Origin of the sequence: Kribbella amoyensis, from assembly GCF_007828865.1 — a bacterium.
GTDB classification, from domain to species: domain Bacteria; phylum Actinomycetota; class Actinomycetes; order Propionibacteriales; family Kribbellaceae; genus Kribbella; species Kribbella amoyensis.
Window position 1 is genome coordinate 6291990 of sequence record NZ_VIVK01000001.1, and the last position, 21444, is coordinate 6313433.

The window sequence follows — 21444 nt, forward strand, 5'->3', positions numbered from 1 at the left end:
CGGAGGGGCCCGGGACGGTCCGATCCCAGGGTCGGACGGTTGACCCCCACCGGCCCCTCACCTAGCGTTTCAGTGAACGTTCATCCGGCTTGACTCCGCCGCCGCCGAACCCTCCAAGGACAACCGTGACCCAGCAGAGCCGCCTCGACCAGAACCCCACGGCACCCGTCCCGGCCTCCAGCGCGAGCAGCGCGGCCGGCGCCGGGGTGGTACCGCAGTTCGTCGACCCGCCCGCCGACCGGCCGCGCCGCCGGTACGCCATCGCCGGGACCGGTCACCGGGCCGGCATGTACGTCGGCGCCCTCACCGGTGAGCACGCCGACGTCGGCGAGCTCGTCGCCTGGCTCGACCTGAACCCGGCCCGGATCGCCTACCACGACGGCCAGGCCGGCAGCGCCCTCGGCCTGGACGGACCCGCCGGGCTGCCGCAGTACGGCCCGGACCAGCTCGAGCAGCTGATCGCCGAACAGCGGGTCGACGTCGTCATCGTCACCACCGTCGACCGGACGCACGCCGAGCTGGTCGACCGCGCGTTGCGGGCCGGCGCCGACGTGATCGTCGAGAAGCCGCTGACCACCAGCGTCGAGGGCTGCCAGCGGATCACCAAGGCGGTCGCCGAGACCGGCCGCGACGTGGTCGTCACCTTCAACTACCGGTACGCCCCGCGCAACTCCAGCCTGCGCGAGGTGATCGCGTCCGGCGCGATCGGCGACGTCACCAGCGTGCACTTCGAGTGGGTGCTCGACACCGTGCACGGCGCCGACTACTTCCGCCGCTGGCACCGCGAGAAGACCAACTCGGGTGGCCTCCTGGTGCACAAGGCCAGCCACCACTTCGACCTGGTGAACTGGTGGCTCGACGACACCCCGGTCAAGGTGTACGCCTCGGGCGCGCTGCGGTTCTACGGCGACAAGAACGCCGCCGACCGCGGGCTGACCGACCGGCCCGAGCGCGGCACCGGCAACCCGGACCCGTTCTCGATCGACCTCGCCGCCGATCCGCGGCTGAACGCGCTGTACCTGCAGGCCGAGCAGCACGACGGGTACCGCCGCGATCTGGACCCGTTCGCGGCCGGCATCACGATCGAGGACAACATGGCGGCCGTCGTCGACTACCGCGGCGGCGCGACGCTGACGTACTCGCTGAACGCGCACAGCCCGTGGGAGGGCTACAAGGTGTCGGTCAACGGCACGGCCGGGCGGGCCGAGCTGACCGTGGTCGAGCGCGGCCACATCGAGCTCGATGCCGACGGCAACGTGGTGCTCGACCCGTCGGCCGGGTCCGAGCGCGCCAGCACCGGATCCACGCGCCCGGAAGGTGACAGGCTGATCGTCCAGCGGCACTGGCAGCCGGCCGAGGAGGTCGCGATCCCCAGCGGTATCGGCGGCCACGGCGGCGGTGACGCGATCCTGCTCAAGGACCTGTTCCGGCGGGACCTGCGGGTCGGCGAGGACCCGCTGCGGCGGGCGGCCGACTACCTCGACGGGCTGAAGGCGGTCTCGGTCGGCATCGCCGCCAACGAGTCCATCGCCGACGGCCGCGCGATCGTCATCGAGGACCTGGCGCTCGGCTTCTGAGTCCCTGGTGGCCGGTCCCGGCCGGCACGCGAGGCGTGGCGGCGGGGCCGGTGGACTCGCGCCAGACGATCGTGCCGATCGGCTCCTGGTCACCGGCCGGCTCCGGATGCCCGAGGGCCGCCAGCAGTTGCTGCATCGCGCGCCGGCCGAGCCGTTCGTGGTCGATGTCAACCGTGGTCATCGACGGCGTCATCGCGGCCGCCACCGGGTTGTTGTCCCAGCCGGTCACGCTGAGATCCTCCGGGACCCGCCAGCCGCGGGCCAGCGCCCCACTGAGCGCGCCGGTCGCGAGGACGTCGTTCGCCGCGATGATCGCGGTCACGCCGCTGTCCGCCGGCAGGTCCAGCACGGCCTGCCGGGCCGGCTCGGCCCGCCAGCCGCAGTCGAGGATCCCGGCGGACTCGAGGCCGAGCCGCTCGATCGTTTCCAGGTACACCTCGCGCCGGCGTCGTGCCGAGGTGTGCGCGTAATCGCCGGCCAGGTGAACGAATCGGCGATGCCCCAATCGCGCCAGCGACGCGATGATCTCGGCCGAGATCGACGCGTCGGCCAGCTCGGCGATACTGCGCATGTGGTCGTCGTAGAACGGCATCACGACGATCGGGGTGGGATCGTTCCGCCGGCGCAGCAACTCCTGCGGTAGTGCCATCAGCGAGACGATGCCCTCGAACAACCCCGAGTCCGCCAGCTCGAGCACGCGACCCGTGTACGACTCGGACGAGCCGCCCAGGGTGACCAGCTCGACGACGTACCCGGCCGTCTGCGCCGCGGACGAAGCACCGGTCAGCACGCTCAGCGAACTGACCGTCGTCCCCGGCGGCAGCAGCAGCGCGAGCCGGCCGGTCTTGCGGTCCCGCATCGCCCGGGCGACGAGGTTCGGCCGGTAGTCCAGCTGCGCGATCGCCTGGCCGATCCGGTTCCGCATCGCCTCGTTGATCGTCAGGTCCTGCCGCAGGTACCGCGACACGGTCTGATGGGACACCCCGGCCAGCCGGGCGACATCACGGATGGTCGGCCGGCGGGGGTTCGCGCTGCCGCTCACCTGTGTCTCCCTCGATCGCTGAACCGTCATCTTGACACAGCAAGTGAACGGTCACTCGACCCCAGCGTCAAGGGATCCACCGCAGAGATCTCGACGGTACCGGCCGGCGCAGCGTCCACTCCGGCTCGATGCCGGCTCAGCGGCGTCGCAGGGCCGGGTCGAGCAGGGCAGGTGGCGTGTCGAACTTCTCCCCCGGTGCCAGGTCGGTGCCCGGGGCAACGATCGCGTCGATGGCGTCGAGCACGTCGGCGGACAGGACGATCTCCGCGGCGGCCACCTGGGAGTGCAGGTGGTCCAGCGTGCGCGGGCCGATGATCGCGCTGGTGACGCCGGGATGCGCGGTGACGAAGCCGAGCGCGAGCTGGATCAGGGTCAGGCCGGCTTCCTCGGCGACCTCGGCCAGCTGCTCCACCGCGGCCATCCTCGCCTGGTTCGCTCCGATGCCGAGGTCGAAGCGTTCGGGCAGGATCGCCGAGCGGCTGGTCGAGATCTCCCGGCCCGCACGGATCGCGCCCGACAACCAGCCCGACGCCAACGGGCTCCACGCCAGCACGCCCATCCCGTACTCCTCGGTGACCGGCAGCACGTGGCTCTCGATCCCGCGCTGCAGGATCGAGTAGCTGGGCTGCTCGGTGACGTACCGGGTCAGGTGGTGCTCGCGGGCGGCCCACTGCGCCTGGACGATCCGGTACGCCGGGAAGGTCGACGAGCCGAAGTACCGGATCTTGCCCGCGCGCTGCAGATCGGTCAGCGCCGACAACGTCTCCTCGTCGCTGGTGGCCGGGTCCCAGCGGTGGATCTGGTAGAGGTCGACGTGGTCGACGCCGAGCCGGTCGAGGCTGTTGTCCAGCTCGGTAACCAGCCAGCGCCGGGAACTGCCGCGATGGTTGCGCTCCTCCCCCATCGGCATGGTCGCCTTGGTCGCCAGGACCAGGTCGTCGCGGCGGCCGGCGATGGCCTTGCCGACGAGCTGCTCCGACTCGCCGGCGCCGTACATGTCGGCGGTGTCGATCACGTTGATCCCGGCCTCGAGCGCGGCGTCGACGATCGCGGTCGCCTCCTCCTGGCCGGTCCGGCCGATCGCGCCGAAGTTCATCGCGCCGAGGGCGAGCGTGCTGACCTGGACGCCGGTCCGGCCGAGCGTGCGGTACTGCATGGGTGTGCCTCCGAAGACTGGTCCGTCGGTTCCGGGACCCGGTATCGTCGAGTCAACCGGAACCATGTTCCGGTAACGATACGGAACGATGTTCCGTTTCACAAGGAGGCCGTGGGAGGATGACCCGGTGAAGGACAGCGACGTGCGGCCACAACGCGCGGATGCCCGGCGGAACAAGGAGAATCTGCTCGACGCGGCCGCCGCCGCCTTCGTCGACGCGGGTGTCGAGGCGCCGGTGCGCGACATCGCGGCCCGAGCCGGTGTGGGAACGGGCACGATCTACCGGCACTTCCCGACCCGGGCGGACCTGATCGTCGCGGTGTACCGGCACCAGGTCGACGCCTGCGCCGAGGCCGGCCCCGACCTTCTCGCCTCCTGCCCGACCCCGCACGCCGCGCTCAGCCGCTGGATCGACCTCTTCGTCGACTTCCTCGTCACCAAGCACGGCCTGGCCGCCGTCCTGCAGTCCGACAGCGCCGGCTTCGCCACCCTGCACACGTACTTCCTCGACCGCCTTCTCCCCGTCTGCACCGACCTGCTGGAGGCCGCGGTCGCCGCCGGCGAGATCCGCGCCGACGTCGACGCGTACGCACTCCTCCGCGGCGTCGGCAACCTCTGCATAGGCGCCGGCACCGACCCCCGCTACGACCCCCGCCGCCTGGCCGGCCTCCTGGTCACCGGCCTCCGCCTGGAGCGGTAACCGCGCGACTCCGCTCGACAGATCCCGTCTGCTCCGTGATCCTCACTCGAGCCCCGGAGAGAAGAGATCTTCATAGAGCGCACGCTTGATGCGCTCTACGGTGGGTCCCGCGATCTCCTCGCCGAAGAGTGGATGCATGCAGTACTCGACCACACTGCGGTGATGCTCGGGCGCAGGACAGATCAGGATCGCGAGGACCTGCGCGTGTCTGATCAGGAGCTGCAGCTTGGCCTGATAGATCGCTTGCACAGGCGCCCAGGCAGTGCGAACCGCTGCCGAGACCACTCGCTCCACCATCAGGTCTTCCAGCGGGATCCGCTTGACCGGCTTAGGTGTTCCACGCTTCGGTCGGACGAGGTTGTTGTCGGCCTGACGGGAGCGGACGATCAGGCCGGCGATGTGATCGGGCACCTCGTCCAGCTCGCCCTGGAGCTGCTGTGCGACCTGCGCGATCGCCGCGAAGAGATCACACCAGAAGTGATCTGCCAAGCCGAGGCGCAATGGATTGGCATCGCGACTCGGTCCGGGCGGTCCGACGATCTTGTCCACTTCTTCCCGGACGGCATCGGAAACCATTCCGACCAGACCAGCCCGGAGTTGCGCGACCGTGCTTCTGCTTTCTTCTCCCGCACCAACTGCGGCCCGATAGTCGTCGGCGAGCCAATCGACCAGATCGACGAATCCTGAATTGACCGCCACCTGGGCAACCGTTGCCGGCTTCGCTCGCCGGTCGTCGGCAAGACGGTCCCATGCTCTTTCGAGGGACCGCCGCCGCTTGCGTCGTTCGGCACCCGATTCCTCAACTGCCGCAATCAGCGCCCATTCGATGCGATGCATCATGCCGCCACACTGCTGACATCGACAGAGATTGTTCTCGGCCCTTTCGCAGGCCGGATAGTGACTGCGCATGACCCCACCCCCTGGGACGTCGAGTTCGACGCTTCTCGTGCATCAGTGACTACTCATCGTAGTTGTGGGTCGGTGATGGTGCGCCGAATCTCAGCGTGTCCACAGAGCAGTACGCCGCCCTTCTGTTGTTCAGGTTTTGTTTGCCTTGGGGCTGCTGGGGTTGGGCAGGATCTGGGCCGCGGCGACGGTGGGGTGGGGGCTCCATCGGGTGTGCTGCTGAGACGGCGCCGCGGGCCCGAAGTGGTCCGTCCGGTGCTTCCTTCGAGGTTTCAAGGAGCTTTGCCATGTCTGTCGCCCGTCGTTCCGTCCTCCGCGGTGCTGCCGCCGGGGCCGCCGGGGTCGGTTTCGCCACTGTTGGGTCCGTTCCGTCGCTGGCCGCGGCGACGCCCGGTCCGGGCAAGGGCCCGCTGCCGACGCACCGGCCGTTCCCGCCGTTGATGGACGACCCCAAGGGGTTGCTCGCGCTGCCGCCGGGGTTCAAGTACACGGTGGTCACCAAGGCCGGTGAGACGAAGCTGAAGACCGGCCAGCCGACGCCCGGGGCGCACGACGGGACGGCGGTGTTCGACGCCGGCCGCAACTACCTGCTGATCCAGAACCACGAGATCGGCAGCAACAACGCGCTCGGCGTCCCGCAGGTCGCGGGCACCGTGTACGACACCGGCGTCGGCGCTGCCGGCGGCTGCACCGTCATCTCGGTCGACCGCGACGGCCGGAACCTCGGTGAGTGGGTCGGCATCTCCGGCACGCTGACCAACTGCGCCGGTGGCCCGACCCCCTGGGGTACCTGGCTCACCTGCGAGGAGACCGAGAACAAGGCCAACGGCACCACCCGGCTGAAGGACCACGGCTACGTCTTCGAGGTCTGGGCCGACGGCAGGACCGCGAACCCGGTCCCGCTCAAGGCGCTCGGCCGGTACGCGCACGAGGCGCTCGCGGTGGACGGCGACCGGACCCACATCTACCTGTCCGAGGACGCGTCCGGCCCGAACGGGCTGTTCTACCGGTGGAGCGCGCCGCGCGGATACAAGCTCGGCCCGAAGAGCTGGCAGGACCTGGCCGCGGCCGACTTCGGCACGCTCGAGGCGATGGCGATCCTCGGTGACGACGGCAAGCCGATCCCGGACGTGGCGTACCTGACGTCCGCGCAGCTGCTCCGGCCGTTCCGGGTCGCGTGGGTGCCGGTGCCGGACCGGGACGCGGTCTCGGTGTCGTGCCGCAAGCAGTTCACCGACGGTCGGGTCACCCGGGGCAAGAAGTTCGAGGGCGTCTTCGGCACCCGCGACGGCGTGTACGTGGTCAACTCCTACGCCGAGTCGGGCACCTCGGACCTGCCGGCCGACGCGATCCCGCACGACGGCATGGTGTGGTTCTACAACTACGACGCCGACACCATCCAGCTGGTCACGTACTTCCCGGAGAACGCGGCCGCCGACCAGGGCGCCGAGGCGAAGTACGACGACTACAACTTCGACGGCCCGGACAACGTCACCGTGACGCCGTGGGGTTCGTTGATCCTCGCCGAGGACGGCAACGCCAGCAGCCACGTACTCAGCTCGACCCCGGGCGGCCCGACGTACGCGATCGCCCGGAACATGCTGAACGACTCCGAGTTCACCGGCCCGGCGTTCTCCGACGACGGCAAGGTGCTCTTCGTCAACATCCAGAGCCCGGGTCTCACGCTGGCCATCACCGGCCCGTGGCGCGACTACCTCGGCTGATCCGGACACCGTCCGACCAAGCGAGAACCCCGTCGGTCAAGGGGATGCCGGCGGGGTTCTCGTGGCCTGGGGGAGGCTGTTTTCCAAGGTACGCCGGGGCCGGCCTCCTCAGAAACTTTGCATAAGTTCGGGCCTTGCCGAGCGGCCGGTCATCGAGTTCGGTAGCCGGCCGTGTTCCGTTCGGAGTCGGTGTGGACCCGGGTGAAACCGGCCTTCTCCAGAACCCGGATCGAGGCCGGGTTGGCCAGTTCCACGGTGGCGTGGACCGTGTGGACCTCTGGCGCCGTGAGCGCGTGGGCGGTCAGCGCCCGGGCCGCCTCGGACGCGTACCCCCGGCCCTGGCGGGACGGGACGACGCCGTAGCCGAGTTCGAGCCGGCCGTCGGACGGTGGCCAGAACAGGCCGATCGAGCCGACGACCAAGCCGGTCCCGCGCTCGACGAGCTGCCGGTGACCGTACTCGCCGAGCCAGGCCGGGTGCTCCGCGAACAGCCCGGCGATGACGTGATCGCCTTCGGCCGGGAAGTCCTCGGCCCAGTGCGGACGACGGATCCCGGTGAGCACTCCGGTGGCCTCGTCGGTGGTCCACGGCCGCAGCAAGAGACGGTCGGTGGTCAGTTCGGTGGTGGTGAAATCAGACACGCGTACTCCTGGTGATCGAAAAGGGCAGGCGAAACACAGCCACCGACGGCCATATTCATCGACCTCCCTCGTCACCCGGATCCCGCGCGACCAGTTCGCGCCGGGGCGACCGTAGTCGGCCGCTCCCGGCCCGGACAACCGGATTTCCGCCCGGCTGCTCAGGCGGCTGGCTCGCTCGGCACCTCCTCGAGCCGGCGCGGGGCCACGTCGCCGCCGGAGGTGAAGGCGTCCCGCGGATGCTGGACCGAGGCGAGCGAGACGATGTCGCGGCCGTAGAAGACCGCGGTCAGCCAGACGGCGAGGACGCGGATCTTCCGTTCCCAGGTGGGGACGGCGAGCACGTGGTACCCGCGGTGCATCAGCCAGGCCGGCAGTCCCTTGACGACGATGCGGTGGTACTGGAAGATGCCGTGGCCGAGCCCCAGCGTCGCCACGGTACCGAGGCTGTGGTGGACGTACGGCTTCGGCTCGCGACCGCGCAGGACGGCGATGATGTTCTTCGCCAGCAGCTTCCCCTGCCGGACGGCGTGCTGCGCGTTCGGTACCGTCGCCGCGCCCGGGTGAGGCGAGGCGAGATCCGGGACCGCGGCGTCGTCGCCCGCGCCCCAGGCGTCCTCGACCGGGTGCTCCTCGGTCCCGACCCGGAGGTCCGCGCGGACGGTCAGCAGGCCGCGCTCGTCGATCGGCAGGTCGGTGTGGTTGCGGACCATCGGGTTCGCGCCGTTGCCGACCGTCCAGACGATCAGTTCCGAGTCGAACTCCGCACCCGTCGACAGGACCACGTGGCCGTCCTGGGCGGACAGGACCTGGCTGTTCAGGTGCACCCGGCCACCGCGCTTCTCCAGGCTCCGGACCACCCATTCGCCGGGTTTGTCGGTGACCTCGGGCAGGATCCGGTTCCGCGCCTCGACCAGGTGGAAGCGCAGCTCGCTCGCGTCCAGCTCCGGGTAGGACCTCAGCAAGGATGTTGCCAGCGACAACGATTCGCCGAATCCCTCGACCCCGGAGAAGCCGCCGCCCACGAAGGTCACCGTGAGCAGGCGCTGCCGCTCCGGGCCGGGCTCCAGGGCCGAGGCCTGGTCGAACGCGGTGAGCAGGCGGTCGCGGATCGCCACGGCCTCCTCGACGTGCTTCATCCCGATCGCCTGGTCGGCGACACCCGGTACCGCCAGTTGGCGCGTCACGGCGCCCGCGGTGACCACGATGATGTCGTAGCCGAGTTCGAGCTCGGGACCCTGCGCCGGGCTGACCGTGACCGACCTGTTCGCGTGGTCGATCCTGGTGACCGCACCGGCGACGATCTTCGTCCGGCGCAGGTGACGGCGCAGCGACACGGCCGCGTGCCGGGCCTCGACCGAGCCGGCCAGCACCTCGGGCAGGAACGGCTGGTACGTCATGTACGGGCGCGGGTCGACCAGGACCAGCCGGGCCTCGCCACGCCGGAGCTTCTTCTCCAGTTTCCACGCTGTGTAGAAGCCGGCGTAGCCACCGCCGACCACCAGGATCGTCCGCACGATGCCCTCTCTTCTCTAGGTCTCACCAGCTAAGACAAAGCAGCACGCCCCGTTGTGACATTCCCGCCGGCGACCCCGATGCCCGGCCCCTCGGCTACCCGCGCAGCTCGGGCTCGACGTACTCGAAGGTCGGCCCGGCCGTGCTGCCGTCCCCGTCGTCCAGCGCCATCAGCGTCATCGCCTGCGCCTTGAGCCCGTACATCGCGCCGACGGCGGCGCCGAGCGTTCGCGGGCTGCCGTTGAACGCCTGGTCGAGCTGCCGCAGCAACTCGCAGTACGCAAGGTTGAACTGCTCCTGCGCGGTCCGGATCGGATGACCCAGCGGGTGATCGGCCAGGCGTGGATTGGGCCGCATCGGCCGGACGCCGTCGTGGTCGACGGTGACCGGCTCCCCGGTCGGACCGGATCGCGGCGTGTCACCGCGCTGATACCGCCGGCCGAGCGCGAGCTCCTGGAACCGGAAATAGTGCGCGACCTCGTCCCGCTCGGGGTGGAAGATGTCCTGGTCGCCGTCCCAGACCTCGCCGCGGGACGTCCCCTCGCCCTGCTCCACGATCTCTTCGAGGGCCGCGAGCGCCGACGCGAGATCGGTGACCGCGGCCAGCTGACCCGTGGTGTGCGCGAACGGACCGGCGGTGACCTGGCGCGTGGGGTCGCCGGTGAAGACCTGGTCCTCGCCCAGTTCGGCGCACAGCTGCCGCAATCCCTGCTCGATCGCGGCGTAGAACTGCCCGATCGTCTCGTAACCGTCGTCCTCGGCCGGGGCGCCGGGCGGGGCGGGCTGTTCGAGCCGGAGGAACATCTCCAACGCTTCCGGCCCGAACGGCACCAGCGACAACTCCAGGGACCGCTCACCGTGCGGCAGGGTCCGGGGATGCCTCGGCAGCATCCGCGGCGTGTCCACGACCGGGTGACCGCCGACGGCGTTCAGCAGGTTCGCCGCCAGCGCGAGGTGGATCATCTCCTCGACGAACACGCTGCTGACCACCTGGACGGCGTCCGGGTTCCGCGCCGGGTCGAGCGAGTAGAGCGCGCACAGGTACGGCGGCAAAGTGGCGTGCTCCAACTCGATCGCCCACTGCAGGTGCTCCCGCAAGCTGTCGAGGCAGGTGATCCGTGCCGCCGACGGCGCCAGCTCCTCCTGCTGACTCATCGCGCGCTCGGACCTTCCTGGGAGACGGCCTCGACGGCTTCGAGGATGGAGGTAGTGACCGGGCCTGGCTGGGAGACGCTCAGGGCGTGGGAGGCGCCTGGGACTTCCCGGGTCCCCCGGGAGCCGGAGCGCTCGGCGAAGTACCGGTGGGCGGCGACCGGGATGTTCAGGTCCGCGTCGCTGATCGCGAACCAGGACGGGATCGTCTTCCAGGCCGGCGTCGTGGTCGGCAGGCCGTCGGTCAGCGCGGCCTCGGTGACCGGGCGCTGGGTCGCGGCCATCAGCGCCGCCTGGTCCGCGGGGACGTCGGCGGCGAACTGGTGGTGGAACGCGTCCTTGCGGATGACGAACTCGTTCCCGCCGGTGGCGACCGGGTACGCGGCCAGCGCCGCGCCGAGGGTGCTCCCGGGGAACTTGCCCGACAGCTCCAGCGCGCTCTCCCCGTGCTCGGGTGCGAAGGCGTCGACGTACACCAGGGCCACGACCAGGTCGTTGCCCGCCGCGGCCTCGGTGATCACCATGCCGCCGTACGAGTGCCCGACCAGGACGACGGGCCTGCCGATCCCGGTGATCACGTCCCGGACGTACGCCGCGTCCCCGGCCAGGCTGCGCAACGGGTTCGCGACCGCGACGGCGTCCAGCGACTCCGCCCGCAACCGCTCGATGACGCCGTTCCAGCTCGCGGACTCGGCGAAGGCGCCGTGCACGAGGACGACGGCCGGCCTCTGCTCACTCATGGTGGTGCTTCCTTTCCTCCCGGGAGCCCCGACCCAGGCGCGGGGCTCCGTCACTACCGAGCAAGACCGGACAGCCGGCCCGGATGTGACGGGTCCGCGCGGAGCGACCGGGCGATCACTCCCGGATCACCACCGGAAGACGTTGCTTCAGGCAACTGGTAGGGGATCGTCGAGGATCCGCCGGCGGGCCTGGTGATCCCGGCCGCCGGCGGCGAGCATGGGAGCGAACAGCTCATCGGCCGAGGAGGGGTCAGCATGGCGGCGACAGCGGCGGGGACAGCGGCAGGGACGGGGATCGGGACGTTCGACATGGCGGTCGAGGTGATCGTCATCCCGGTGAGCGACGTGGAGCGGGCGAAGGAGTTCTACGCGCGGCTCGGTTGGCGGGTCGACGTGACTCCGCCGGGGGTCGTGCAGCTGACGCCGCCTGGATCCGGCTGCTCGGTGCACTTCGGGCCGGGGTTGACCGAGGCCGCGCCAGGGTCGGCGAAGGGGTACCTGGTCGTGCCGGACGTGGTGACGGCGCGGGAGGCGCTGGTCGCCGTCGGTGTCGACGTCGGCGAGATCTTCCACCCGAGTCCGGACGGACCGGTCGCCGGGGCCGATCCGGAGCGGCGCAGCTACTTCTCCCGCGCCGTCCTGGCCGACCCCGACGGCAACACGTGGATCCTGCAGGAGGTCACCACCCGGCTCCCCGGCCGCGTCGACCCGGGCGCGACGGCGTACGACTCCGTCACCGATCTGGAGTCCTCGTTGCGCCGGGCCGAGGCCGCGCACGGCGAGCACGAGCAGCGCACCGGGGTGGCGGACGCCAACTGGCCCGCCTGGTACGCCGCGTACATGGCCGCCGAGCGCGCCGGCACGGAGCTCCCGACCTAGACCTTGAGGACCGGGGCGATCGTCTTCGTCCGCGCTCCCTCGTACGCAGCCAGCAGGATGCCGAGGACCGCGATGCCCTCGTCCTCGGTGTGCAGGGGCCGGGTCCGGTCCCGGAGCGAGTCGGCGAAGTGGCCGATCTCGGCGACGAAGGTGTCCACCGGCTCCAGCTCGAACGTCTTCGTCTCACCGGACCGCAGCCGGTAGCTCAGCGACGTCCCGTCACTGTGCAGCGACCCGAGCTCGCCGACCGCGGAGAAGCGCTCGGTGGACTCGGCCGGCTGGTAGGCCCAGCTGGTCACCAACTGACCGACCACGTCGTTGTCGAACCGGATCAGCACCTGCGCCGAGTCCTCGCCCTCCATGAACTTCAGCCGGTGGGTGGACAGCATCGCGGTCGCCTCGACCGGCAGCCCGCCGGCCAGGTGCAGCAGCAGGTACGTGGGGTGGTACCCGGTGTCGATCAGCTCGCCACCACCACTGGTCTTGCTGCTCGCCCGCCAGCCCATCGAGCTCGGGTCGAAGTCGTTGTAGAAGCTGTCGGTGGTCCGGACCTCGTAGACGGTGCCGATCGTCCCCGCCGCCAGCAGCTCCTTCGCCTTCGCAACAGCCGGCATGAACAGCTGGTTGTGCGCGCACATCAGCGTCACCCCGGCAGCGGTCACCGCGGCCCGGACGTCCGCGGCCTCCTCCGCGGACAGACACAGCGGCTTCTCACAGAGGATGTGCTTGCCCGCCTCGGCCGCGGCGACGATCGCGTCCCGGTGCAGGTGGTGCGGCAGACAGATGTCGACGGCGTCCAGGTCCTCGTCGGCGAGCATCTGCCGGTAGTCCGTGTACGGCTTGGCGCCCAGCTCGGTGCCGCGGGCAACGGCAGTCTCCTCGACCGCGTCGGCCACCGCGGTGATGCCGATCCGGTCCGCGTGCTGCTGGTAGCCGCGGATGTGGGCGGACGCGATACCGCCGCCGCCGATGAGCCCGACCTTGATCACTGCCATGAACAGTCTTCTCCTCGGTTGGTGGGGGCAGGCACGTCAGGGCGCCTGGTACGCGATCGTCCGGCCCTCGTCGGCGGCCTGGTTGGCGGCCACGACCAGGCGGGTCAGCTCGACCGCCCGGGCCAGGTTGTCGTCCGCGCGGGTACCGGTGGTGATGTGCTCGACCCATTGCGCGAAGGCGTCCGTCCCGTGCTCGGGCACCGGGACCTGCCGAGGCTCCCCGCCGGACGCCGAGCTCGTCACGTGCAGCGCGTTGCCTGCCTCGGTGTACGTCAGGCTGCCCTGGGTACCGAACAGCTCGATCGTGAACGGGTTCCGGCTGGTGAACCCGGCCTCGATCACGCCGACCTTCTGGTCCGGGTACCCGAGCGTGACGACCGCGTTGTCCTCCAGGCCGCGCCCGTTCACCGACCGGTAGATCGCGCCGACCTGGTCGGGATCGGCGCCGAGGAACAGCTGGGTCAGGTACACCGGGTGACAGCCGAGGTCGGTCAGCGCCCCGCCGATCGCGGGCTTCGCCTCGAAGAAGCGCTGCGGCAGCCAGCCCTCTCCCTCGTCGGTCGGTACGGCGCCGTCGTGCGACAGCCGGACCCGGCCGTAGGTGAGCTGCCCGAGCTCACCGCCGGCGATCACCTCGCGGATCGCCTGGGTGTAGCCGTGGTAGAGCCGGGGCAGCGAGACGATCAGCTTCACCCCGTGGTCGTCGGCCGCGGCGATGATCTCCTCGGCCTCGGCCACCGTCGGGGCGAGCAGCTTCTCGGTGAAGATGTGCTTGCCCGCGGCCGCGGCCTTCACCATGATGTCGCGGTGCACGTTGGTGGCCGTGGTGACGACCACGCCGTCCAGGTCGTCGCGCGCGAGCAGCGCGTCGAGGTCGTCGGTGAACGGCACCCCGAACCGGTCCGCGCCGGCCTGACCCAGCTCCAGGTCGTCGTCCCAGACGGCCACCAGGTCCGTCCCGGGGTGCTGCTCGGTCTGCCGCGCGTAGTCCCCGGCATGCACATGCCAGAAACCCAGAACGGCGATCTTGAGCGGATTCGACACCTTCTCCTCCTCGCAGTGAAGTCATCGGCAGCCTGCGTGTGAATACGTTGCCATGCCTCGCCGTCGGACGCGCCCGAACCCGGCGGTTTGTTCACCGAGTGGGACAACTGGTCAGGAGCTCAGCTCGATCGTCAGCGGATGCGCGGTGGTCACCACGGCCGGCCGAGCCAGGGTCACGACCGCGCGGTTGCCAGTAGCAACCACCTGCGCGGGCAACCGGTCCGGACCGAGCCGCACCTCGACCCGCCGGGCCGGTTTCGCCGTCTCGAACGCCAGCGTCACCAGCCGGACCCGGCCGTACCGGACCTCGACCCGCCCGGACTGACCGTGCGGGGTCCGCCGCTGACCGTACGACCCCCAGCCCTCCGCCGCCGTGAACGCGCACCGGAAGTCCTCCGGCCGGATCCGCGGCGCGAACCCGAGATGCCCGCGCGGCCCGTGGTACTCGTACCCGCAGGCGGCCAGGTAGGTACCGAATCCCATCATCGCCCGGGCGTAGTGGTCGCTGGCCTCGATCTCGTTGTACGGGTTCCGCTTCTCCCCCGAGTACCGGTCGTAGAGCGCCCGGGTCACGGTCATCGCCTCGGTGGTCATCCCCTCGGCGAACAGGTGCGCGGCGAACTGGTACTCCTGCCCGGTCCACACCTCGTTGAAGTACATCAGTCCTTGCGTCCGCGTCGAGCCACCGTGCGGCCAGGTGGTCATGACGGTGCCGGCCTCCCCGCTGGTCGCGTAGATCCGGCCGGGGTTGATCCCGGGCGGCCGGTACGAGAACGGGTCCGGCCGGAAGTTGTGCTCGTACACGCTCCGCAGTGCCCGCTTCGCCTGGCCGGCCGGGAAGACCCGGGGCAGACCGAGCTGGGCCGCGTACGTCTGGCCGTACAGCTGGTCGATATGACAACCGTCGTTGGTGTTCTCCGACGGATGCGCCGGATCGAGCCGGTGCACGTAGTACCCGTATTCCTCGTTCCACAGCTGCTCCGCCAAGTACGTCGAACCACGCTCCGCGATCGCCGAGTACCGTGTCGCCGAGGCGGGGTCACCGACCTCGGTCGCCATCGCGGCCGCGGCCCGGAGCGCGGCCACGTAGAGCCCGCTCAGCCACGGGATCTCGCCGTACCACTCGGTGTCGAGCGTGTTCCACTGGCTGCCGCGGAGTACACCGTCCTCGTCGGCCCCGTCCCGGCTGGTCACCAGGAACTCCACGGCGGTCCGGATCTTCGGCCAGTTCCGGCGCAGGAACTCGGCGTCCTTGCTCATCTGGTGCTCACGGTAGAACCGCAGCACGGTCCCACTCTGGCCGTCGGCGAAGGAGCTGGACGCGTCGCCCGCCTCACCCCGGTTGCCGATCTCGCCGCTCGGCCGGTACGCGATCCCGAGGTCGACCCGCTCCCGGGTGTCGCGCTCCAGGTCGGGGAACAACCGGCCGATCGCCTGCGCGTAGTTCCAGACGTGCTGGCAGGTCCCGGCGCAGCAGTACGTCCCCTCCCACGCGTAGAACCGGCCGTCGTCCCAGCGATAACAGGTGCCCGTGGCGATCGTGGACGCGGTGGCGAGCGTGCGCTCCAGGAACCAGTGCGGCAACGTCGAATCGGCGTACCAGGTCTTCACCCAGGTCCGCGTCTCCCGCTCCAGCCGGTCCGCGTCGGCGGCGACGTGCCCGACCACCTGACGCGCGGAATCGAACCGGGTCGCGTAGTGCCGTTTGAAGGTGGCCGCGCCGACGAGCTCGGCGAAGACCTCGCGTTCCGGGTTCGGGAAGAACCAGCCGTAGATGAAGCGGACCGTCGTCGACTCCCCGGGTGCCAGCGACACCGGGATCGCCACCGTGCCCGCCTGACCGGAGCCGATGCCGTCCACCTCCACCGGTCCCTCGGCCGAGTCGAACAGCGCGTCGGTCGTCGACCAGTCCGCGATCGACGGCCGGACGACCGCCGACGAGCTCAGCGCGGCCAGGGCGAACGTGCCGCCATCGGGCCGCTCCGCCACCGGTTGCCGCCGGATCGGCCGGTCGCTGAAGAGGATCCGGTCCACGTTCACGTGACCCCAGCCGCCGGTGCTCGCGTCGACGATCTCGATCCGCGCGGCCCGGCCGGCGTACTGGCCGACGTCCATCGACACCGCTGTCAGCGGCTCGATGTCGGTCCCGGCCGCGGTCGCCACCACCTCGCCGTCGACGAGCACGTTGAGACAGGTCTCGCCCTGATGGTGGCCGCCGCCGATCCACGCGGTCACGAACCGGCGTTCGACGGTGAACTCGCGACTGGTGAGCTTGCCGGTGCTCGCGTCGGGGTCACCGGCCTTGCGGAACGCGTACGAGGTCGCGAACCGGCCGGTGACGTTCAGCTCGGTCCGGACGCCGAACGGGCGGCGGAACCCCTCCGGCGTCTCGGCGGCCGTGACGGGTCCAGGCCCGAACGCGTCACCGCTGACGGTCCAGCCCTCGTAGGTCTCCCGGTCCCAGTTCTCGAACAGGATGTCGGCGCGGTCGGTGAAGACGATCGTGTCGCAGCTGATGTGCCCCCAACCGCCGGTGTGCGCGTCCACGATCTCGATGCGCGCGGACCGGCCGCGGTACTCGCCGAGGTCGAGCAGCCGCCCGACCAGCGGTTCACTCTCCGCACCGGTCGCGCTCGCCACCACCTGGCCGTCGACCAGGACGTTCACACATGTCTCACCGGGATGGTTGCCGCCGCTCACGCCGACCGCGACGTACCGGCGTTGGACGGTGAACTCGCGACTCGTCAGCTTCCCGGTGGCCGCGTCGCCGGGACCGTTCGAGCGGAACGCGTACGACGTGACGAAGCGGGTGCCCGAGACGTTCAGATCGCCGAACCGCTTGAGCAGGTTGGGCACCGAGAGCGGCCGCACCGGGCCGTCCCCGAAGGCCTCGCCGGTCACCGTCCAGCCGTCGTAGGTGTCCTTCTCCCAGTCCTCGAACACGATGTCGTCGCGCTCGGCGTCCAGGTCGTCCACGGCACCGAACTCGACCCCGCGGCCGAATCCGGAGACGCGCAGCTTGGTGGGCTGGCGTTGCCGGCTGTCCAGGCAGACCGGGTTCTCGGCGTACCCGAGCAAGGTCGCCTTCACCTTGGTCCCGGACGTGTTCCGCACCGTGAACGCGAGGATCGTCGCCGGCAACGTGGAGTCCAGCGTGGCCAGGGGGACGAACGGCGAGAACGCCTCGAGCTCCACCTCGACGGGGCTGTCCACGTCGGCGTACGTGACCCGGCCGACCGGGTACTGGCCGGTGAACCGCACGTCGTCGAAGCCGGCCGCGTCCACCGTCCGCGTCGTGGTCCGGCCGCGGGCCGTGGTCCGCAACGCGAAGCCCTGACCGAACCGGTCAGCACCAGGCTGGTCCGCGGACAACGGTTTCGCGTAGTTGCTGCCGGAGAAGTCGGCGCCGCCCAGCGGGAACGACGACGGGTTGAAGATGTCCCAGGCCCAGAGCCGGCCGTCACCGGCCAGGTAGACCTGCCCGGTCGTCCCACCGCCGACCGGCATCCCGATCTTCGGCAGGGCGGTCCCGGTGTACTCGGTCGGCCGGCCGCGCCCGAACAGGACGGCCGGGTCGGTGTCCTCCTTCACGGGAACGGCGGCCAGTGCGGCACTCGGGACGGCGAGGGCGCCGACGCTCGCGGCGCTGAGGGAGAGGAAGGTACGGCGGCTCAGGTGAGCGCGCTGACAGTCGCCGGCGCAGGTGCGGTTCGCACACCCGGGCGGGGGTTGGGTCGAGTCCATCGGTTCACTCCTTGCGCAGCAGGGCGTGGGCGGCCGAACCAGGGAAATCGATTTCTCACACGCTAACCACGGCCCGCGAGCTGGTCAAGGGTCTCGCTAGAGTCCCAGGGACAGCGGAACTCAGACCCGGCGGCGGCCGCCGCCAGGAAGGGCAGCCTCGTGACAGTTCTCGATTCGCCGATCCCCCGCTTCCACCTGGCCATGCCGGTCGACGACCTCGCCGCCGCGCGGAAGTTCTACGGCGAGGTGCTCGGCCTCGAACAGGGCCGCAGCTCCGACACCTGGGTGGACTGGAACCTGCACGGCCACCAGTTCGTCACCCACCTCGCCCCGGCCAAGGCGGAGCGGATCCACAACCCGGTCGACGGCCACGACGTGCCGGTCCCACACTTCGGACTGATCCTCAGCGTGCCCGCGTTCCAGCAGCTCGCCGACCGGCTGCGCGCGGCCGGCACCGAGTTCGTCATCGACCCGTACGTCCGGTTCCAGGGCCAGACCGGCGAGCAGTGGACGATGTTCCTGCTCGACCCGGCCGGCAACGCCCTGGAGTTCAAGGCCTTCGCCGACGACTCCCAGGTCTTCGCGGTCTGACCTCCACACCCGGCAGAGCAGCGGACCGGGAGACGGTCCGCTGCTCGGCCGGGCCTTCTCAGGTCCGGACGCCACCGCCGATCGCGCGGACCAGTTCGCTCAGCCGGGCGAACACCCGGTCCGAGCCGAGGCCGTCGTGCTCGAACTCGTTCGTCACCCAGGCCTGCAGATTGCCGACCCGGGCCGCGGTGTCGAGCTGGAGCCCGGAGTCGACGTACATGTCGTCGAAGTACACCGCGGCCGCCACCGGTACCTCGTTGGCGGCGAGCCGGTCGAGGTCGTACAGCGGGCTCCACTCGGGCCGCGCCGCGAGCAGCTCGACCGCGTCCCGGAACGGGCGGAGGATCCGGATCTCGTCGAACATCCAGGGGTACATCATCTCGCCGGTGAACAGCAGCGGCCGGGCGTCCTCGGCGAACTCGGGCCGTTGCTGCCGCTCCTTCTCGGCCGCCCAGTTCGTCGCGCCCGGGCCCGATCCGTAGATGCTCTCCTGCAACGCGGCGAACAACGGCCCGCCCGCGTACGAGGACCGGGCCAGCACCTGGTCGAGGAAGGTGTCCGACAACTCGTCGCCGGCGAACGCCTCGTCCACCAGCCAGTGCATCCGCTCGTACCCGGGCTTCATCCCGAAGTCGATGCCGAGCGACTGGAATCGGCGGACCGTCAGCACGTCCCCGTCGGGCAACCGGACGTCCCCGGCCGCCAGCCGGTCCGCGATCGCCCCGACCAAGGCGGCGTCGTGCGGGTACCGCCGGTAGTACTCGCGGTTCTTCGCGGCGACCCGCGGGTACGTCCGCCGGTAGACCTCGGCCGCGTCGGGCTCGACCGAGGCCAGCCCGCCGGTCACGTAGCAGGCGGTGAGTCCCTCGGGTGCCTGGGACAGATACGTCAGGGTGAGGAAGCCGCCGTAGCTCTGCCCGAGCGTGGACCACTTCGCCCCGCCGAAGACCGTGGTCCGCAGGTGCTCGGCGTCCTTGACGATCGAGTCGGCCCGGAAGCAGGCCAGGTACGCCGCCGCCTCGTCAGCCTTCGCGAACGAGCTCATCCGCCGCCCGTCCACCGGCGTACTCCGGCCGGTCCCGCGTTGGTCGAGCAGCACCACCCGGTACGTCCGCAGCGCCTCGCCGATCCAGCCGGTCGGGGTGATCGGCCGGATGCCCTTGCCCCCTGGACCGCCTTGCAGATAGACGAGGCACGGCAGGTCCTCGTCCTTGCGGAGCGGGTCGACCAGCTCGCGGGCGAACACGCTGATCCGCTCGGGGTTCGCGCTGTCGAACCAGTCCAGCGGCACGTCCACCGTGTGCTCGCGGACATGCATCCCCGGAATGGTGTAGCTGGTCATGACCGCTCCGCTCCTCGTCGGCACCGTTGCCCCGCCGCCCGATTGTCCACCAACACGTGATGGGACGAGCGGCCGAGAGCGGAAACGTCAGCGGATCACGACTCGGCCGCGGCAGACTTCGGCGTACTCGGCGTGGTCTCGGTCTGGACGCCACGGCGCAGGCCGACCAGGGCGACCAGGGCGGCGGCGATCATCGCGGCGCCCATGATGATCAGCACGGTCCGGGTCGACTCCGCGAAGTCGCTGCGGATGAACCCCGGGATCCCGCTCGCCGGTGCCTGGCCGTGGCCCTGGGCGATCTCGTCGGCGACCTGGTCCGCCTGGCTGGGCGGGAGCCCCTGACCCTTGAGCGACTCGGTGACGTTGCCGCGCATCGAGTTGACCAGGGTGGTGCCGAGGACGGCGAGACCGAGGCTGGCGGCGTAGTTCCGGACGGTCTGGGTGATCCCGGTCGCCTCGCCGTACGACAATCGGGAGGCACGGTTCACCGCGTCGGTGTTGGCCGGGCCGAGCATCATCCCCATCCCGGCCCCGGTCAGGACGATCTGCCAGACCTGGTCGCCGAGATTCAGGTCGGTGACCTTGTTCGCCCAGAGGAAGTACCCGGCGGCGGCGACCACGGAGCCGAGCACCACCGGGAGCTTGGCGCCGACCTGGTCCAGCAGCCGGCCGCCGATCTGGGCCGCGACGACGAACCCGGCGAAGTAGTACAGCAGCAGCAGGCCGGCCTCGCTCGAGCTCTTCCCCAGCGAGACCTGGGCGTACTCGCTGGCGAAGAAGAACACCGGGATGAACGCGACCATGCACAGCGCCAGCACCAGGTTCTCGACCAGGAACGGCCGGACCGCGAAGATCCGCACCTGGGTCAACGGCTCGGGGGTCCGCAGTTCGACGAGAGCGAAGACGACGAGCAGCACGATGCCGGCCGCGATCGACAGCCAGACGGCCGGACTCCCCCAGCCCCAGGCGCCGGCCTGCTGGAAGCCGAACACGCTCAACCCGACACCGCCCACGATCAGCACCAGGCCACGCAGGTCCAGCGGCGCCGCCTTGTACTCCGTGGCGGGCTTGGCGAGCGAGATCAGGATCAGGGCGACGACCGCCACCGGGATGTTCACCCAGAAGATGGCCCGCCAGGTCCACTCGGTCAGGTAGCCGCCGAGCAGCGGGCCGATCGCGGTGAGCGCGCCGGCCGCGCCGAAGAACGCGGCGAGCGCGCGGCCACGTTCTTTCAACGGGAAGGTCTGCACGACGATCGCCAGCGCGGCCGGGAACATCAGCGCGCCACCGATCCCCTGCACGGCGCGGAAGGTGATGATCCACGCCTCGGCCAGGCTGTTGGTCGGCGTGAGCCCGCACAACGTCGACGCGACCGCGAACACGACGACACCGAGCACAACCATCTTGCGGTGGCCGGCGGTGTCCGCGAGCCGGCCGCCGAAGGCGAAGAACGACGCCAGCGTGAGCAGGTACGCGTTCACCACCCATTGAATGCCGGTACTGGACAACGACAGCTCCCGCTGGATGTCCGGTACCGCGATCGACACGATCGTTTGATCGATGAACGTCATCGCCACCGCGAAGATCATCGCGGTCAGGACGAGACCCTTCGACTGCGTGCGTCCCCCGGTCATGCTGCCCCCGCACCACTGCGCTCGGTTACTCGGGGAGCCCCCCAGCAGCACCCACCCCTCCGTCT

17 protein-coding genes are annotated in these 21444 nt (G+C 70.4%); 5 read left to right on the plus strand and 12 right to left on the minus strand.

The features are described 5' to 3' along the window. Positions 1 to 125: 125 nt before the first annotated feature. Entirely contained in the window at positions 126 to 1577 is a 1452-nt protein-coding gene (locus FB561_RS29265; RefSeq protein WP_145812298.1) for a Gfo/Idh/MocA family protein, read from the plus strand. On the opposite strand, the gene FB561_RS29270 is transcribed toward FB561_RS29265, so the two are convergent. Beyond that, a complete protein-coding gene (locus FB561_RS29270; protein WP_202880773.1) occupies positions 1549 to 2619 on the minus strand; it encodes a LacI family DNA-binding transcriptional regulator in 1071 nt (356 codons plus the stop codon). The genes FB561_RS29265 and FB561_RS29270 overlap by 29 nt on opposite strands. Positions 2620 to 2755: 136 nt before the next feature. After that, the gene (locus FB561_RS29275; protein WP_145812303.1) at positions 2756 to 3775 is read right to left on the minus strand and encodes an aldo/keto reductase; all 1020 of its coding nucleotides are present in this window, start codon (positions 3773 to 3775) and stop codon (positions 2756 to 2758) included. Between the two features lie 127 nt (positions 3776 to 3902). Between FB561_RS29275 and FB561_RS29280 the strand changes: the two genes are divergently transcribed. Further along, complete coding sequence (locus FB561_RS29280) at positions 3903 to 4475, plus strand: TetR/AcrR family transcriptional regulator (RefSeq protein ID WP_238335116.1); 573 nt, start codon at positions 3903 to 3905, stop codon at positions 4473 to 4475. A gap of 42 nt (positions 4476 to 4517) precedes the next feature. Here FB561_RS29280 and FB561_RS29285 read toward each other — a convergent pair whose 3' ends face one another. Next, entirely contained in the window at positions 4518 to 5315 is a 798-nt protein-coding gene (locus tag FB561_RS29285; protein ID WP_145812308.1) for a hypothetical protein, read from the minus strand. A 353-nt stretch (positions 5316 to 5668) separates the two neighbouring features. On the opposite strand from FB561_RS29285, the gene FB561_RS29290 reads away from it, so the two are divergent. Then, on the plus strand, positions 5669 to 7105 hold the full coding sequence (locus FB561_RS29290) for an alkaline phosphatase PhoX (protein ID WP_145812311.1): 1437 nt from the start codon (positions 5669 to 5671) through the stop codon (positions 7103 to 7105). Between the two features lie 149 nt (positions 7106 to 7254). On the opposite strand, the gene FB561_RS29295 is transcribed toward FB561_RS29290, so the two are convergent. From FB561_RS29295 to FB561_RS29310, 4 genes are all read right to left on the minus strand, one after another. Next, complete coding sequence (locus FB561_RS29295) at positions 7255 to 7746, minus strand: GNAT family N-acetyltransferase (protein ID WP_202880774.1); 492 nt, start codon at positions 7744 to 7746, stop codon at positions 7255 to 7257. Positions 7747 to 7904: 158 nt separating this feature from the next. Beyond that, positions 7905 to 9260 carry an NAD(P)/FAD-dependent oxidoreductase gene (locus FB561_RS29300; RefSeq protein WP_145812314.1) on the minus strand — a complete coding sequence of 452 codons (1356 nt, stop codon included), beginning with the start codon at positions 9258 to 9260 and terminating at the stop codon, positions 7905 to 7907. Between the two features lie 94 nt (positions 9261 to 9354). Then, positions 9355 to 10413 carry a ferritin-like domain-containing protein gene (locus FB561_RS29305; RefSeq protein ID WP_145812316.1) on the minus strand — a complete coding sequence of 353 codons (1059 nt, stop codon included), beginning with the start codon at positions 10411 to 10413 and terminating at the stop codon, positions 9355 to 9357. After that, positions 10410 to 11150, minus strand: coding sequence for an alpha/beta fold hydrolase (locus FB561_RS29310; protein ID WP_145812318.1), 741 nt, complete (start codon positions 11148 to 11150; stop codon positions 10410 to 10412). Before FB561_RS29310 ends, FB561_RS29305 begins: the two co-directional genes overlap by 4 nt. Positions 11151 to 11405: 255 nt before the next feature. Between FB561_RS29310 and FB561_RS29315 the strand changes: the two genes are divergently transcribed. Continuing rightward, positions 11406 to 12029: a VOC family protein gene (locus FB561_RS29315; protein ID WP_145812320.1), complete on the plus strand. Its 624-nt coding sequence runs from the start codon at positions 11406 to 11408 to the stop codon at positions 12027 to 12029. Here FB561_RS29315 and FB561_RS29320 read toward each other — a convergent pair. The 3 genes from FB561_RS29320 to FB561_RS29330 all read right to left on the minus strand — a co-directional run bounded on the left by FB561_RS29320 (position 12026) and on the right by FB561_RS29330 (position 17812). Further along, a complete protein-coding gene (locus FB561_RS29320) occupies positions 12026 to 13024 on the minus strand; it encodes a Gfo/Idh/MocA family protein (RefSeq protein WP_145812323.1) in 999 nt (332 codons plus the stop codon). The two genes, FB561_RS29315 and FB561_RS29320, sit on opposite strands and share 4 nt — an antisense overlap. A 36-nt stretch (positions 13025 to 13060) precedes the next feature. Beyond that, the gene (locus FB561_RS29325; RefSeq protein WP_145812326.1) at positions 13061 to 14068 is read right to left on the minus strand and encodes a Gfo/Idh/MocA family protein; all 1008 of its coding nucleotides are present in this window, start codon (positions 14066 to 14068) and stop codon (positions 13061 to 13063) included. A gap of 111 nt (positions 14069 to 14179) precedes the next feature. Further along, positions 14180 to 17812, minus strand: a complete 3633-nt coding sequence (locus tag FB561_RS29330; RefSeq protein ID WP_145812328.1) for a GH116 family glycosyl hydrolase — start codon at positions 17810 to 17812, stop codon at positions 14180 to 14182. 159 nt (positions 17813 to 17971) lie between these two features. Between FB561_RS29330 and FB561_RS29335 the strand changes: the two genes are divergently transcribed. After that, positions 17972 to 18403, plus strand: coding sequence for a VOC family protein (locus tag FB561_RS29335; protein WP_170284801.1), 432 nt, complete (start codon positions 17972 to 17974; stop codon positions 18401 to 18403). Between the two features lie 58 nt (positions 18404 to 18461). Here FB561_RS29335 and FB561_RS29340 read toward each other — a convergent pair whose 3' ends face one another. After that, positions 18462 to 19745 carry an alpha/beta fold hydrolase gene (locus FB561_RS29340; protein WP_145812330.1) on the minus strand — a complete coding sequence of 428 codons (1284 nt, stop codon included), beginning with the start codon at positions 19743 to 19745 and terminating at the stop codon, positions 18462 to 18464. Between the two features lie 95 nt (positions 19746 to 19840). Next, positions 19841 to 21379, minus strand: a complete 1539-nt coding sequence (locus tag FB561_RS29345; protein WP_145812332.1) for an MFS transporter — start codon at positions 21377 to 21379, stop codon at positions 19841 to 19843. Positions 21380 to 21444 lie beyond the last annotated feature (65 nt).

What these genes read in the sequence shown, in the direction of transcription:
- FB561_RS29310 (WP_145812318.1), bottom strand. Translation starts at nt 11,150, where the DNA reads ATGAGTGAGCAGAGGCCGGCCGTCGTCCTCGTGCACGGCGCCTTCGCC.
- FB561_RS29290 (WP_145812311.1), top strand. Translation starts at nt 5,669, where the DNA reads ATGTCTGTCGCCCGTCGTTCCGTCCTCCGCGGTGCTGCCGCCGGGGCC.
- FB561_RS29315 (WP_145812320.1), top strand. Translation starts at nt 11,406, where the DNA reads ATGGCGGCGACAGCGGCGGGGACAGCGGCAGGGACGGGGATCGGGACG.
- FB561_RS29285 (WP_145812308.1), bottom strand. Translation starts at nt 5,315, where the DNA reads ATGATGCATCGCATCGAATGGGCGCTGATTGCGGCAGTTGAGGAATCG.
- FB561_RS29275 (WP_145812303.1), bottom strand. Translation starts at nt 3,775, where the DNA reads ATGCAGTACCGCACGCTCGGCCGGACCGGCGTCCAGGTCAGCACGCTC.
- FB561_RS29330 (WP_145812328.1), bottom strand. Translation starts at nt 17,812, where the DNA reads ATGGACTCGACCCAACCCCCGCCCGGGTGTGCGAACCGCACCTGCGCC.
- FB561_RS29345 (WP_145812332.1), bottom strand. Translation starts at nt 21,379, where the DNA reads ATGACCGGGGGACGCACGCAGTCGAAGGGTCTCGTCCTGACCGCGATG.
- FB561_RS29340 (WP_145812330.1), bottom strand. Translation starts at nt 19,745, where the DNA reads ATGACCAGCTACACCATTCCGGGGATGCATGTCCGCGAGCACACGGTG.
- FB561_RS29320 (WP_145812323.1), bottom strand. Translation starts at nt 13,024, where the DNA reads ATGGCAGTGATCAAGGTCGGGCTCATCGGCGGCGGCGGTATCGCGTCC.
- FB561_RS29305 (WP_145812316.1), bottom strand. Translation starts at nt 10,413, where the DNA reads ATGAGTCAGCAGGAGGAGCTGGCGCCGTCGGCGGCACGGATCACCTGC.